Source organism: Streptomyces sodiiphilus (genome assembly GCF_039529215.1).
Lineage (GTDB): Bacteria > Actinomycetota > Actinomycetes > Streptomycetales > Streptomycetaceae > Streptomyces > Streptomyces sodiiphilus.
Map to the genome: position 1 here is coordinate 18099 of NZ_BAAAMJ010000052.1, position 14692 is coordinate 32790.

General features: G+C 72.9%; 11 protein-coding genes and 2 tRNA genes. 4 read left to right on the forward strand and 9 right to left on the reverse strand.

All coding sequences use genetic code 11. From position 1 onward, the window contains the following. Nucleotides 1-47 precede the first annotated feature (47 nt). Both ABD299_RS20070 and ABD299_RS20075 read right to left on the reverse strand, forming a co-directional pair. Nucleotides 48-188 (reverse strand): hypothetical protein, encoded by a 141-nt coding sequence (locus ABD299_RS20070; protein ID WP_344264485.1) that lies wholly within the window; start codon nucleotides 186-188, stop codon nucleotides 48-50. A 1121-nt stretch (nucleotides 189-1309) separates the two neighbouring features. After that, a complete protein-coding gene (locus ABD299_RS20075) occupies nucleotides 1310-2299 on the reverse strand; it encodes an ATP-binding protein (protein ID WP_344264488.1) in 990 nt (329 codons plus the stop codon). 136 nt (nucleotides 2300-2435) lie between these two features. On the opposite strand from ABD299_RS20075, the gene ABD299_RS20080 reads away from it, so the two are divergent. Both ABD299_RS20080 and ABD299_RS20085 read left to right on the forward strand, forming a co-directional pair. After that, nucleotides 2436-3788 (forward strand): NsdA family TPR-like regulatory protein, encoded by a 1353-nt coding sequence (locus ABD299_RS20080; RefSeq protein ID WP_344264491.1) that lies wholly within the window; start codon nucleotides 2436-2438, stop codon nucleotides 3786-3788. 182 nt (nucleotides 3789-3970) lie between these two features. Continuing rightward, nucleotides 3971-4228, forward strand: a complete 258-nt coding sequence (locus ABD299_RS20085) for a hypothetical protein (RefSeq protein ID WP_344264494.1) — start codon at nucleotides 3971-3973, stop codon at nucleotides 4226-4228. Between the two features lie 64 nt (nucleotides 4229-4292). Here ABD299_RS20085 and ABD299_RS20090 read toward each other — a convergent pair. Next, nucleotides 4293-4365 (reverse strand) — tRNA-Arg (locus ABD299_RS20090). 217 nt (nucleotides 4366-4582) lie between these two features. Further along, nucleotides 4583-4672: transfer RNA gene (locus tag ABD299_RS20095), tRNA-Ser, on the reverse strand. Between the two features lie 198 nt (nucleotides 4673-4870). Here ABD299_RS20095 and ABD299_RS20100 point away from each other — a divergent pair. Next, nucleotides 4871-5329 (forward strand): SSI family serine proteinase inhibitor, encoded by a 459-nt coding sequence (locus tag ABD299_RS20100; RefSeq protein ID WP_344264497.1) that lies wholly within the window; start codon nucleotides 4871-4873, stop codon nucleotides 5327-5329. A 215-nt stretch (nucleotides 5330-5544) separates the two neighbouring features. Next, complete coding sequence (locus tag ABD299_RS20105; RefSeq protein ID WP_344264500.1) at nucleotides 5545-9330, forward strand: PAS domain-containing protein; 3786 nt, start codon at nucleotides 5545-5547, stop codon at nucleotides 9328-9330. Nucleotides 9331-9402: 72 nt separating this feature from the next. Here the strand turns inward: ABD299_RS20105 and ABD299_RS20110 are convergent, their stop codons facing one another. The 5 genes from ABD299_RS20110 to ABD299_RS20130 all read right to left on the reverse strand — a co-directional run bounded on the left by ABD299_RS20110 (nucleotide 9403) and on the right by ABD299_RS20130 (nucleotide 14341). Continuing rightward, the gene (locus ABD299_RS20110; RefSeq protein WP_344264503.1) at nucleotides 9403-11058 is read right to left on the reverse strand and encodes a long-chain fatty acid--CoA ligase; all 1656 of its coding nucleotides are present in this window, start codon (nucleotides 11056-11058) and stop codon (nucleotides 9403-9405) included. 236 nt (nucleotides 11059-11294) lie between these two features. Continuing rightward, on the reverse strand, nucleotides 11295-11879 hold the full coding sequence (locus ABD299_RS20115; RefSeq protein WP_344264506.1) for a SigE family RNA polymerase sigma factor: 585 nt from the start codon (nucleotides 11877-11879) through the stop codon (nucleotides 11295-11297). 144 nt (nucleotides 11880-12023) lie between these two features. Then, a complete protein-coding gene (locus ABD299_RS20120; RefSeq protein WP_344264509.1) occupies nucleotides 12024-12908 on the reverse strand; it encodes a DUF1906 domain-containing protein in 885 nt (294 codons plus the stop codon). 189 nt (nucleotides 12909-13097) lie between these two features. Next, entirely contained in the window at nucleotides 13098-13769 is a 672-nt protein-coding gene (locus tag ABD299_RS20125; RefSeq protein WP_344264665.1) for a hypothetical protein, read from the reverse strand. Next, entirely contained in the window at nucleotides 13769-14341 is a 573-nt protein-coding gene (locus ABD299_RS20130; RefSeq protein WP_344264512.1) for a sigma-70 family RNA polymerase sigma factor, read from the reverse strand. The genes ABD299_RS20125 and ABD299_RS20130 overlap by 1 nt, the downstream gene beginning before the upstream one ends. Between the last annotated feature and the right edge of the window lie 351 nt (nucleotides 14342-14692).

Genomic DNA, 14692 nt, shown 5'->3' on the forward strand with positions numbered 1-14692 from the left:
CAGGTCGATGGCCGGGACGGCTTGAGGACGGACTCACGCGCTGGGCCTCAGCAGTCGCCCTGCTTCTGGGTGTCGCACCCGTTGTCGGTGCTGCACAGCAGGGCGTCTACCGCCTCGCCCTCCTCGACCACCGTGATGTCCAGGGCGAGTTCGTCCTCGACCACGGGGCTGTTCTGTACTGTCGGCATCTCGTTCCTCCGAGAACTCGGTGATGGGTTGGGATCTTGCAGTTCCTGGCCCCTTTGCCGTGCTGATCTGTTCAGGCCAGGAGTTCGATACCCGCGTGGGCCACGGGAGGCGGCTCGCGGGGAGTCGCGGGGCGCGGGAACCAGCCAGAGAGGCACTAGGGCACGCACGCTCGCTGGTGATCACGCCGCGTAAGTGGTTGGTGGGGTCATCGTGTGGTGCCGTGCCGACGGTGGCGCGGGGAGGTAGTCGATTCCGACGGTGGCGAGGACTGCGGCGGTACGGCGTTCGCGTTGCAGCCGTCGCTCCTCCGCCCTTCGGCGCTCTTGGGCGAGGACGTAGGGACGGACGAGAGCGATCTTGTGTCCGTCGAGGGTCGCCAGCCGTGCGCGGACGTGCGCGGGGAACGGGCGACGGCTAAATGCCGGAGGCCGGGGCAGTACGGCCTGCGCAGACGGCGTTACGGGGGTATGGACGAACAGTTCGCTCACGCGCCGATGGGCGCGGCGCAGGCTCCGGCGGAGGCCCGGGACTAACCAGATGGCGAAGCAGGCGATAAGGTCGCGCATTGCGTTGTCAGCTCCTGCACAGCTAGGGACGTTCAGCCTCGGCGTGCCGGTAGCGACGGCCGCCGAGGCGCTTTCTCCGAACCGCGGCAGCGGGCCCGGATCGCTCAGGGGGCCGGGTGAGGACTTCAGCGAGTTTGAGGCGTGAGGCACGCCTCCCGAAGGAGGAGGACACGCATGGGGACGGTCGCGGCCCCGAACACCTCGCGGAGGCGCTCTCCAAGCGGCGTACGCGGACGGCGGTGCCGCCCAGTGATACGCCGACCGATGGACGACTCCTCGACTCCCGCCAACAGGTAGAGGGGCAGGCCGCAGCCGTTGCGACAGGCAGGGTGTCGGCTGCGGTTTCCACGTAGTCCCAGGGCATGTCGTGCAGCCGCGCGAGGCACGGCGCGCAGGCGTACATCGGCGCGCGGACATGACCGGCGACAGTGACGGGGCCGATCCACAGCACAGCCATCCGTCGGTGCCCGCACCACAACCAGCACGCACCGTGCACCCAGACATTCCGTCACCGGGCTCCGGCAGATGGTCGGGGTGGGCATGGCGAGTGACGGTCATGGCAGCTCCCGACCGGCCGAGGCTGAAGGCTCCGGGCAGTCACCGGCGGTCAGCGTCCCCGTGCATGCCCTTCCCAGAAGGAGGCGACCGCTTCGCGCACCCTCGGCGAGGTAGGCGCTGACGGCACGGCGGTCCGCTCCCCCCGGCAGTGGATCGAGTCCTACAACGACGACGACCGGGCCTCCCGCGGCGGCGAAGCCACCCCACTGGGTGCCTACGGGAACGCGCAGGTCATGGCCGCATCCGACGATGGACACCAGGACTTCAGTCCGTCCGGACATTGTGAGGCGTCCCTCGATGTCCGGAAGCAGGGCGGAGGGTGGAGCCAGGGAAAGGCAGGCGGCGAGCCCTCGCATCTTCCGCTCCGTGTCAAGGCTTCCGCCGCCCTGCGGATCTGACGAGGGCGGGTGGGCGACAAGAAGGAAGGCGACGTGCCCGTGCGGCGTGGCGTCGATCCAAGTCGAGACGAGAACCGATCGCAGAAGATCCACCGTTGGCGGCGTATGTCCCTGGGCGGCGCAGGGAAGTTCCGCCCACAAGACCTTCCCCCAGTTCAGCCGTTCCACACCCCAGCCGGCCGCGAGCGTGTCCACGAGGAGCAGGCCGCGCCCGTGGACTTCTGCGGGGTCCGGCCGGCGCACACGTGGCAGGAGCGGCGAGGGATCGCACACCTCGATACGGAGCCCCGTGCTCGTGACGCCGACCCGGACGAGGAAGGAACCGCCGTCGGGAACGGCGTGGTGCACGGCGTTGCTCACGAGTTCGGAGACGCAGACCAGTACGTCATCCGCTCCCGCGGTGAAGCCCCAGGCGGTAAGTAGCTCTCGCACGAAGGCCCTGGCTTCGGGGACCGACCGCGCGGCTCCGGCGAAACCGCGGGCCACGAGGGAGGGGGCGGCCCGTAGTCCGGCGCCTTCGGCGACCAGAGGGCAGAGCGGCGCCGTACCTGACGCTGCCCTGCGGTCGCCGTTTCTGGCTTCTCGCATGGGCGCAACTCCCCGGAATCTGTGACTGCTTGGCATATCCAGACAACCGCTACGCCGACTCAGTGGGTACCGTCAGAGGGGGTGGTAGAGGGTGGTACTTCCGCTACCGTCCGCCACCGTGGGGTAAGGGGTCATCATGAAGACGCCGAACGCAGACCTCGCTCACTGGCTGGAGCGATCCGGCATGAGCCGCAAGGAGCTCGCCCGCCGGGTCAAAGCCGCTGCTCACCTCTGGGGTCAGCCGCATGTCACACCCGACGCGTCGGCTGTTCGGCGCTGGCTGGAGGGCGACCAGCCGCGCCCGCCGGTGCCCGAGATCCTCGCCGATGTCATCTCCGCCGAGGTCGGGTTCCGGGTCACGACGTACGACCTTGGCTTCGGCGAGTCTGCGACGAGCGACCGCGCGCTGACCTACAACGCGTCGTACACCGTTACCGTTGAAGCTGTCGCCGACCTCGGGAGAGCAGACGTGGACCGCCGCAACTTCCTCGCAGCAGCCCCCTTCGCCGCCGTCGCCGCCGTCGGGCCGTCCCGGGACTGGCTCCTCAACACCCTGGACCAGCAGCCGGAGCCCGGCCCGAAGGTCCGCCTCGAGGACGTGACCGCCGTGCGGAACATGTTCGGCGAGTTCCAGAAGGTCGATGTCCTCCAGGGCGGGGGCTCCGGACGCCTCATCCTCGCCCAGTACATGAACCAGCACGTTTACCCCCTACTGCGCCGCACGCACTCCGACGACGTGCGCCGCGCCCTGTGCGAAGCCGCCGCCGAACAGACTTACCTACTGGGCTGGATGGCCTACGACAACGGCGAACACGGCACGGCCCAGCGCTACCTCATCCAGTCGCTCCGGCTCGCGGAGGAGTCCCGGAACAAGGCGCTCGGCGCCCATGTCCTGGCCGGCATGGCTGATCAGGCCACGCTGCTGGGCAACCCGGAGGAGGGCCGACGCCTCGCCCAGGCTGGCCGCGCCGGGCTCGGCAAGGACACCTCCCCCGCCTGTCTCGCCGACCTCTGGGCACTCGAAGCCCGCGCGCTCGCCAGGCTCGGCGACGACACCGCCGCGGCCCGCGCCGTGACGAGATCCGAGGCGGAATTCGAGCGGGTCCGCCCGGTCGAAGAGCAGGAGTGGGCCGCCTTCATCGACACCGCCTACCTGCACGGCGAGCACGCCAACACCTTCCGCGATCTGGGCCAGGCCGACGCCGCCGAAGAACACGCCCGCCGCTCCATCGGCGCCGCCCGCCAGCAGCGCCGGGCCCGCCGCGGTGCCATGTCCCAGGCCGCCCTCGCCGCCTCCCACCTTCACCGCGACGACTTGGAAGCCGCCTACGCCGCCGGGCTGAAGACCCTCTCCCTTTCCCACCAAGTCAAGAGCTCCCGCTGCGTCGAAGCCGTCCAGGACCTCCAGCAGCGTATGCGCCCCTTCGGCAACCACCGCCTCGTCGCGGACTTCAACGAGCGCGCCCGGGAACTCGTGACCGCGGCGTAGCCCTGCCGCGAACGACGAAGGCGCGGCCCCTGTCCGGCAGGTGCCGGACAGGGGCGGCTGCACAGAGAAGCCACGAGTACAACCCAAGCGCACGGTGGAACCGTGCGACCCCGGCGACCATCGACACCGCCCGCCCCGAAACCGCACCCGGCACCGACCGCACCACCGACACCCACGACCGCGTGCGCGCCGACCGAGTCTCCAAAGCCGGCTCCATCACCCTGCGCCACTGCGGAACCCTCTACCGCATCGGCATCGGCATCGGCATCGGCATCGGCATCGGACGAACCTACGCCGGAACTTACGTCCTGGCCCTCATCCAGGACCTCGACATCCGCCTCATTAACGCCTCCACTGGTGAAATCCTGCGCGAACTGCTCCTCGACCCCACCGTCATCTACCAGCGCACCGGCCGCCCACCAGGCCCCACCCTAAAATGACGAACGCCCGAACCTACAAACCTGCAGGTTCGGGCGTCCTCGATGTCCTGAGACATCACATGCGCGCGCTCGGCAGGATTCGAACCTGCAACCTTCTGATCCGTAGTCAGATGCTCTATCCGTTAAGCTACGAGCGCTGGGCTGCCCGGCCTCGGTGGGCCGGTCGGCGTTGCGGGGACAACATTACATGACCTCGCGCCGGTGACGAAATCGGTTCCGCAGGCCGTCCGGGAGGCCGTCGGCCCCGCCCGGAGGGTTCACCGGGAGGGCGGCGGAGCGGCGGGAACGGACCGGTGGCAACGGGCCCGGGAACGGCAAAAAGCCCTGGCGGTGACCACCAGGGCTCTGCGTCGGCGGAGGCTCCGGGATTTGAACCCGGGATGGGGGGTTACCCCAAACCGCATTAGCAGTGCGGCGCCATAGACCAGACTAGGCGAAGCCTCCCCGCACAGTCGGGTGAACCCACTGTGCGTGCACATGATGCCACAGCCGTCTGGGCTGCGGCGAATCGCGAATCACCCTACTGGGGGTCGGCCTGTGGCGTCGAGTTGCGCAACGCCTGGAGCCCGGGAGCGTTAGGAGTAAGGAAGGAGACACACACCGTGGCTCCCGGCCCTCCTCACCCCACAGGGAGTACCTGTCATGCCCTACCCGAGTCTCGCCGCCGCGGCCCTTGTCGCCGCCCTCGCGGGCGCAGCCCCCGTCGCCTCCCCCGTGACCGCCCCCGAGCCTGCCGGCGGAGCGCCCGGCGCCCCCGCGGAGCGCCTGACCGTCACCGTCACCGACAGCGGTACCGCCGACGGCGTCTACCGGCTCCGGTGCCACCCGTCCGGGGGAAATCACCCCGACTCCCGCGCCGCCTGCGACGCCCTCGACTCCGCCCTTGCGAGCGGCTCCGACCCGTTCGCACCCGTGCCCAGGGACCAGATGTGCACCCACCTGTACGGCGGTCCGGCCGCTGCCCGGGTCGAGGGCACCTGGAAGGGCGAGCCGGTCCGCGCCCGGTTCAACCGCGCCAATGGCTGCGAGATCGCACGCTGGGACAACCTGGTGCCGCTCCTGCCGCAGCCCGGGGCCGAGGAGCCCTGGTCCGCCCGCTGACCGGCGGCCGGCGTCCGGCCCGTGGGTGGCGACGTGTTCTCCGCCACAGCCGTGCGGCCGGGACGTGCGGGAGAATGCTTCTGCGAACGGACCACCGCGCCGGTCTCCGCTGGCCGTAGACTCCCCTTGATGAGACGAAGGCGGCACCCGGCACACCGCCGTGGCCGCCGGAACCGTTCGCCGGGAACACCAGCGTCAAGGGAGGAATCGACGTCGTGAGCAGCAGGCCAGCGAGAGGCGCTGCTCGCCTCGCCGCCATACTCGACGCCCTGCCCGACGCGCTGCTGCTCGTCAACGGCAACGGCACCGTCGTCAACGCGAACTCCATCGCGATGGAGACCCTGGAGGCCCCCGGCGCTCCGCTGATCGGCCGGGGGCTCCTGGACGTCATCCCCGAGTTCGATCCCCGGCGGATTCCCGGCTCGATGCGCCGTCCGGACGAGGACACCGGCGCGCAGACCAAGCCCACGCGCATGGTCGCCCGCCGCACCGACGGCAGCGAGCTCCCGGTCGAGGTGACCAGCTCCAGCGTCAAGGCGGACCAGGCCGTCCCCTACGCCTCCGCCATAGAGGCGGCCTTCGCGGACGATCACGAGGAGCTGCTGATGCTCGTGGTCCGCGACCTGTCGGGGGCTCTGGACACCGAGGCGGAGCTGGTCCGCCAGCAGCGGCAGACCGAGATGATCCTCCGGGCCGCCTCCGAGGGCGTGGTCGGGGTGGACACCGCGGGACGGGTCGTCCTGGTCAACCCCGCGGCCGCGCAGATGCTCGGGCACCGGGCCAGCGCGCTCGGCGGGCAGGAACTGCACCCCCTGGTGCATCACTCGCGCCCGGACGGCTCGCCGCTGCCGTACGAGGAGACCCCACTGCACGACACCCTCACCTCCGGCCGCAAGCACCGGGTGCGCGGCCAGGTGCTGTGGACGAAGGACGGCCGGCCGGTCGCCGTCGATCTGACGACGGCGCCGGTGCGGGACGGCGAGCAGCTGGTGGGGGCGGTGCTGACGTTCACCGACCGCCGGTCCTTCGACGCGCTGGCCGCCCGCCACGCACAGTTGCTGTCCGTCCTCGGCGACGGGCTGCGCGGCCCCCTGGAGCAGTTGCGCTCCGAGCTCACCTCGCTGGCGTCCGACCCGGCCGGGCAGCTGTGGCCGGAGGCCAACCAGGTGCTGCACCACCTGGCGGCCGGCTACGCGCGGATGACGACGCTGGTGGACAACGTCCTCAGCTATCAGCGGCTGGACGAGGGCACCGACAAGCTGTCGGTGCGGCAGGTCTCCCTGGACGACGTGGTGACGGCCGGTGTGGAGGGCGCGACCGAGCTGATCGGCCCGGGCCGCGCGCAGTTCGCGGTGCACGCTCCGCCGGTCGAGGCGGAGGTCGATCCGGACCGGCTGGCCCAGGCGCTGGCGCACCTGGTGGCGGATGTCGCCGGGGTGGACGCCACCGGCCGCGCGACGTCCGGCCACGGCGCGCTGGGCGACTCGACGATCGTGGTGGCGGCCGCGCAGCGCGGCGACGTGATCCGGATCGAGGTCCGCGGCCCCTACGCGGGCGGTGATCCGGTGCACGAACCGCTGGTGCGGGGCATCGTCCGGCAGCACGGCGGGGTCCTGCAGACGCACGAGGTGCCGGGGGCCGCGGGCGGCAGCGCCTACGTGCTGGAGGTTCCGGTCAGGGCCGGTGGCGGCGGGCCCGCGGTGGCCCCGCTGCGGGACACCGGCGGCGAGACGACCGTGATGCCGGTGCCCACGCAGCCGATGCGCGCCCGCGGCGCGAGTACCGGCCCGAACGCCACTGCTGCCGGGGGGCCGGCGGGAGCGAACGGCTCCGCGGCCCTCCACCCGAACCGCGCGAACGCCGTCGCGGACGGATCGGCGAACGGATCCGCGGACGGCACCGGCCGTGACGGGCAGGAGGCGCCGCAGGGCCCGCCGACCGGGCGTCGCCGCAGGCAGTCGCAGCCGGGCGAGCAGGTTCCCCGGACGCCCCCCGCGGGAACCGCCGCGGCGCCGGAGCCCGGCCCACAGGCGATTCCCGCCCTCCCGTCCGCGACGGACAGCAACAGCACCGGCGGCGGGCGCCGGCGGCGGGCACTGGCACCCGTGGAGGAGGAGCACACACCGGCCGCCGGGAACGAGATCGCCCTGCCGGGCCAGGCACCGGCCGAGCAGCCGACCGGGCGCCGGCGGCGTCGCGGTCCGGCCGCCGACGAGACGCCTGCGGCCGGTTCGCCGGCGGGTGGTGTTGCGGCGGGTGGTGCGGTGGCCCTCGGGCCCGCGGCCCCGTCACCGGACCGGCCGCCGCACGGACCCGTCCCGCAGCCGCATGCCGCCCCGCAGCCCGCTGCGGCCCCGCGGCCGGTGGCCGGGCCCGCACTGCCGGAGCCGGCCGCGTCGGAGCAGCCCCCGCACGGGCAGCCGGATCACGACCGGGCGGGTCACGAGCACGCCGCTCACGGACAGCCCGGCCCCGACCGCACCGGCCACGCCGGGCAGCCGGAGGAGACCGGACGGCAGGACGATCCGGCCTCCGCTCCCGCGGACCAGGAGGCTCCGGCCGCGCCGGAGGAGCCGCCTCCCGCCGCCGATCGCTCGGTGGTGGCCGCCAGCCCGATCCTGGACGGCAGCATTCCCCAGCCGTCCCTGCCGCGCCGCCCGCAGCCGCTGCCGATGCCCGGCAGCGAGCGGAACGGCCGGGAGCAGCGGGCCGGGGTGAGTGTGCGGACGCTGGGCCAGGGGTTCCAGCGCGGCCCCGCCCCCGCGCCCCAGCCCCGTCCGGCCGCGCCGGTGGCGCAGGCTCCCCGGCCGCACGCGCCGCAGCCGCCCGCGCCCTCCGTTCCGCAGGCGGCTCATCCGCAGGCTCCCCAGCCGCACGCCCCCCAGCCGGCGCAGCCCCGGCCCGCGGCACCGCAGCCGGCGCCGGGACAGGTGCCGCCGTCCCCCCCTCAGCCGCAGCCACCGGCCCTGCAGCAGGGTCCGCAGCAGCACGCGCCGCAGCCGGCGGCACCTGCCACTGACCCGGCGCCGGCGGCTCCCGTTCCGGCTCCGGCCTCACCGCCCGCCCGGCGCAGGAAGCTGGCGGCACCCCCGGAGGACGACCCGCGGGCCGCGGCTTCGACAGCCGCCTCGGAGGGCGGCCGCGGCCGGGAGTACGCGATCAGCGCGCCCGCGGCCGGTTCGGCCGAGGGACCGGAGCATCTGGACGGGCCGAACGGCGCGGTCGAGGTCACCGAGGGGCGCGGGCTGCCGGTGCCCCCGCCCGCGGACGACGAGCTGCCGCCGGAGCCGCTGGACAACCCGCGCCGGCTGCTGGTCTGGCCGGAGCCGGACGTCTCCACCCAGCAGGCGCTGACCGACCGCGGCTACCGCCCGGTGCTGGTGCACTCGCGCGAGGAGGTCGACGCGCAGATCGCGGCCTATCCCGCCGCGCTGTTCGTGGATCCGCTGACCGGCCCGATCACCCGTACGGCGCTGCAGTCGCTGCGCGCGGCCGCGGTGGCCGCCGAGGTCCCGGTGCTGGTGACGGCCGGTCTCGGGCAGGCGACCAGGGAGGCCGCCTACGGTGCCGATCCGGCCGTCCTGCTCAAGGCGCTCGCGCCGCGGGACAGCGAGCAGCACCCGCCGCGGGTGCTGCTGGTGGAGGAGCGGCAGGCGATCGCCGACGCCCTGACCGTCTCGCTGGAGCGGCGCGGCATGCAGGTGGCGCACGCCGTCTCGGACACCGAGGCGATGGAGGTGGCCTCGCAGGTGAGGCCGAACCTGGTGGTGATGGACCTGCACCAGGTGCGCCGCCGGCGGGCCGGGATGATCGACTGGCTGCGGGTGAACGGGCTGCTGAGCCGGACACCGTTCGTCGTCTACACCTCGGCCGGCATGGACCCGGCCCAGCTTCCGCAGCTGGCCTCCGGGGAGACGGTGCTGTTCCTCGCGGAGCGCTCCACGCACCCGGAGGTCCAGGAGCGGATCGTGGATCTGCTGGCGAAGATCGGCGCGCGCTGACCGGCGCGCCCCGCGAGTGACAGGCCCGCGCCCCCTGCCGGTGAGAACCGGGCAGGGGGCGCGGCGCGTGGGTCAGGAGGTCAGGTTGGTCACGTCCAGTTCGCCCTCCGCGTACTGGGCGCGCAGCACCTTCTTGTCGAACTTGCCGACGCTGGTCTTCGGCACCGCGCTGATCTTCGCCCAGCGCTCGGGCAGCTGCCAGCGGGCGAGCCGCTCACCGAGGAAGGCGCGCAGGTCCTCGTAGTCGGCCGTGGCGTCCTCCTTCAGGACGACGGTCGCCAGCGGGCGCTCGCCCCAGCGCTCGTCGGGGACGGCCACCACGGCGGCCTCGGCGACGGCCGGGTGGGCCATGAGGTGGTTCTCCAGCTCGACGGAGGAGATCCACTCGCCGCCGGACTTGATGACGTCCTTGGCGCGGTCCGTCAGTGTCAGGTAGCCGTCCGGGGAGATGGTGCCGACGTCGCCGGTGCGCAGCCAGCCGTCCTCGCTGAACTTGTCCTCCGGGCGGAGCGGTTCGCCGCCGGTGCCGCCGAAGTAGGCCCCGGCGATCCACGGGCCGCGCACCTCCAGTTCACCGGCGGACCGGCCGTCCCACGGCATGAAGGTGCCGTCCGGGCCGACCAGCCTGGCCTCGACGGAGGCGGGGAAGCGGCCCTGGGTGAGGCGGTAGGGCCAGGCCTCCTCGTCGGTGAGCCCGGCGGGCGGGTGGGCGATGGTGCCCAGCGGGGAGGTCTCGGTCATGCCCCAGGCGTGGACGACGCGGACGCTGTGCTTCTCCTCGAAGTCCTTCATCATCGAGGGCGGGCAGGCGGAGCCGCCGATGGTGACGGATCGCAGGCACGAGATGTCGCGGGGGTTGGCCGCGAGCTCGGCGAGCAGGCCCTGCCAGATGGTGGGGACGGCGGCGGCGTGGGTGGGCCGCTCGGTGGCGATCATCTCGGCCAGCGGGCCGGGCTGGAGGAACCGGTCGGGCATGAGCAGGCCGACGCCGGCCATGAAGACCGCGTGCGGGATGCCCCAGGCGTTGACGTGGAACATCGGCACCACCGGGAGGGTGCTGTCGGCCTCGGTGAGCGCCATCGACTCGGCCTGGTTGATCTGCAGGGAGTGCAGGTAGATGGAGCGGTGGGAGTAGACGACGCCCTTGGGGTCGCCGGTGGTGCCGGAGGTGTAGCACATGGCGGCGGCGCTGCGCTCGTCCACCTCGGGCCAGTCGTACTGGGTGGGGCGGCCGGCGATCAGCTCCTCGTAGGCGTGCACCGTGGGGGCGCAGCCGTCCAGGAGTGAGAGGTCGCCGGGGCCGGAGACGACCACGTGCTCGACGGTCTTCAGGTGCGGCAGCAGCGGGGCGAGCAGCGGCAGCAGTGAGCCGTTGGCGACGATGACGCGGTCGGCGGCGTGGTTGACGACCCAGGCGAGCTGTGCCGGGGGGAGCCTGAGGTTGAGGGTGTGCAGGACGGATCCCATGCACGGGATGGCGAAGTACGCCTCGAGGTGCTCGGCGTTGTTCCACATGAGGGTGCCCACGGGTTCGCCTTCGCGGACACCGAACTCGTCGCGCAGGGCGTGGGCGAGCTGGGCGGAGCGGGCGCCGATCTCGGCGAAGGAGCGGCGGTGCGGCTCGGCCTCGCCGGTCCATGTGGTGACCTGTGACCTGCCGTGGATGGTGGAGCCGTGCCGCAGTATGCGGCTGACCAGAAGCGGTACGTCCTGCATCGTGCTGAGCACCGGGTTGCCTCCCACATGTGCGCGTCGTTACGCGAGGGTAATGTCCCGGCATTGTGCTGGCATACTGAGCGGTATGTCACTACCCCAAGGGAAACTTTCCCGACTTGTGGCCCACCCGGGGCCCGGCCGGGGCGAGGGCTGCGCGGCCCCGAGGCGGCCCTGACGGACAGGCGTACCCGTACCGGGCGGAGGACGGCCCGGCGCCGGGCGCCCCGGGGGCCCCGGCGTTCCGCTGCTCAGGCGGCGAGCCGGCCGCCGCTCTGCGCGGGGACGGCGGTCCGCCCGGCCGCGGGCTGCCCGGCCACCGCGGCCAGGTCCGGGTCGTCGCGGAGCTTGGCCAGCGCGCGGGAGACGGCGCTCTTGACCGTGCCGACCGAGACGCCGAGCAGTTCGGCGGTGCGGACCTCGCTCAGGTCCTCGTAGTAGCGCAGCACGACCATCGCGCGCTGGCGGGGCGGCAGCCGGAGCACGGCCTGCCACATCGCGTCCCGCATGCCCTGCTCCTCGGCCGGGTCGGGACCGTGCTGCGGCTCGGGCTCCGGCACGGCGGCCACCGCGTACTCGTCCACGCGGCGCTTGCGCCACTGGGAGGTGCGGGTGTTCACCAGCGCGCGCCGCACGTAGCCGTCCAGCGCCCGGTGGTCCTCGATGCGCTCCCACGCCTGGTAGGTCTTGGCGAGAGCGGTCTGCAGCAGATCCTCCGCGTCGCACGGGTTGGGCGTCAGCGAGCGGGCCGTACGCAGCAGGACGGGCCCCCTGGCCTGCACGTATGACGTGAAGGTCAGCGGGGTCACCGTCGAGGCGGTCGCAGGCGAGGTCATGGCCCCACAGTAGGAGCGGACACCTCCCGGGGGGATCGGCCCCAGGTCGCGATGCCGCATCCGCCCCAGGGTGTAGGGGTGACCGCTCCCGCACCTCCCAGAGGTGGAGGAGCGGCCGTCCGCTTCTCAGGGAGTCTCAGGGATTCACCTGATGATCGCCACGGGGGCGTGCACGAGGTTCCGGTCGATGTGCATCCTGCGCCCCCCGTGGGTCTCGTACACATCCCCGGCGTGCTGGTGGATGCGGCGGTGCGGCTGCCAGGCGTACGGGGCCAGGACCGGCTCGTCGTGCAGGGTGGGCGGCACCTGCCAGCGGGCGTACCACAGGACGTCCGGGAGGTCGTCGACGCCTGCCAGCCGCGCGTTCTCCAGATGGGCGATGCCGGACGTCGAACTGCTGTAGTAGCCGGGGATGTAGCCCTGCTCGCGGACCTCGCGGGTGAAGGCCCGGGTGAAGGCCAGCGTCGTGGCGGCGCACGACTCGTCGGTGTGGTCGTACGCCTCCATGTCCAGGTAGACGGGGCTGCCGGCCGTCATCCCCAGGCCCCGGGCGGAGGCGACAGCGTCCCGGGCCTCCTCCACGCCCTGGTCCCACGGGCGGGCGGAGTCCATGACGACGCCCCTCTTGTTCTCCAGCCGGACGCACGGGGACTGGGAGCCCACGTAGAGCGGCAGCAGCCGCCAGCCCATGGCGTTCACCTCGCGCACCCAGCCGGGGGTGAGGTGCGGCTGCTCCTTGCAGGCCCGGCCGCGGCCGCCGATGTAGACGCCGACCGCCCGGTACGGGGACCGGAGCCAGTCTCGCATCGCGTCCAGCGGCGGGGCGACGCAGGTGTCGAACGCCTCGCCGTCAAAGATCTCCGCGCCCAGGGCAGTCAGGTCACCGCTCATCGTGCCCGGGGCCGGTTCGCCCGGCCGGGGCACCACCGCCACGGCGGCCGAGGTGCTGCCGCTGACGACCGTGCCGAGGGTGACGGCCAGCAGCACCCACCGCCGCGCCGCAAGACTGATCCGATCTACATACCGCATGGCGGAAAGTGAAGACGCCGGACCGCGCCGGGCCCGGCGACACTCCCGGACCGTTCGCGAGGTTCAGCCGGACGGCCGCCCGCCCGCCACCCGGACGGGCCCGGCGAGGCGCCGCGCCGCCCGGCCGGCCCCGGGCAACCGGGCGGCAGGCCGCTGCGGGTTCCGGGCGGCCGAGCCGTGCGGCCCGGCTCAGCGACCGGCCGCCAGCTCCTCGATCCGCTCCGCGAAGTCCGCTTCGGGAAGCGGCAGTTCGATCTCGTCCACGTACTGCACCGCCCCCGGCACGTAGTGCACCACGGCCTCCGCGGCAGCCGTCAGACACGGGCGGCGCTCCCCCCGCAGTCCGGCCAGCACCCGCAGCACCAGCCCCGGGCCACCGTCCCGGTCCCGCTCCTGGTGCCACAGCGCGGCCTCCCCCACCTCCCCCAGGGAGAGGTGGTGCAGATGGAGGCAGTAGGCGGCCGGTCCGTCGCCCGCCCCCGCGGCGAACTGCCACCAGAACCGCGCGCCGTCCTCCCGTCCCGCCAGTTGCAGCACACAGCCGAGCACCCGCGCCCCGTCCGGTTCCGGGACCCGCCGGCCGAGGAAGGCCGCCATGTGGTGCAGCGCGCCGTCCTGCTCCACCACGGTCCGGCACAGCGTCGTCAGGTCCTTTCCGGCACGGCGCATCCACGCCACCGGTGTCCCCCCGCCACGCCGCACCGGCCCTTCTCCCGCCCCCGGCGGCGCCACCGGCCCGCCGCGCATCAGGCCGGGGATCCGGGCGGCCAGCCGGGCCTCGGCCGCATCCAGCTCGCGGCCGGTGTACGGCCGGCGGGCGACGGACATCCTCGCCAGGGCCAGATCGACCGGGGAGATCATCACCGTGCCTCTCCTTCGTCCTCCGGGCCACTGCCCAGTCCCAGCGCGTCCTTCAGCCGATGCCGGGCGTAGCGCGCGGTCGAGCGGACACCGGGAACGCTGATGCCCAGGATGTCGGCGGTCTCCGCCGTGCTGTAGCCCATGCAGTACAGCAGCACGATCACATCGTGCTGGCGCTCCGGCAGCTCGCGTATCGCCTGGTAGATGGACAGGCTCTGCTCCAGCTCGCCGATCGGGTCGACGGCGTGGTGCAGGGCGTGCGTCTCGAAGGCCGCGGTGTCCACCAGGACCGGCCGGCGGCCGCGCGCCCGCACGGCGTCGATCGTGCGGTGCTTGAGGATCGTCCAGGCGTAACCGGCCGGGTTGTCCATGCCGAGGATCCGGTCCCAGTCGGCGGCGAGCTGCTCGAAGGTGCGGTCGACGGCCTCCTCGGCGTCCGCCCGCGCCCCCATGTACAGCTCCGCCCAGCGCACGTAGGCGGGCCGGTAGAGCTGATGGAAGGCCCGGAAGTCGGCGGGGAGGAGAGACAGCGGAATCACACCGGAACGACGTCGGAGCGGGGCGTCACTCACCGGCCCCCCTCCTCCCCCGGCCGACGGCGCCGCACAGACAGCGCACGTCGGCACCGAACACGCGCAGGGCGAGCAGCACCACGACGAACTCACTCACAAGTTGACCGTTCACGGACCACCAGGTCCTCTCTGCCGTCGAAGGGAGACCGGCTTCCGCCCCGGCCGCCCCGGAAGGCGCGGGGCGCGCCTTCTTGCCCCTCATAGCGGTCCGGAGCACCGGATCGTGCATCGACCGAGCAGAAAATCTTACGGAACGAAGCGCACCGGTCACGCAAACGCACACATCGGCGCAGTCCACGGATGGGTGCGCCGGGAGGCGACTGTCAGCGGCGGGCACCACACTGGAGGACA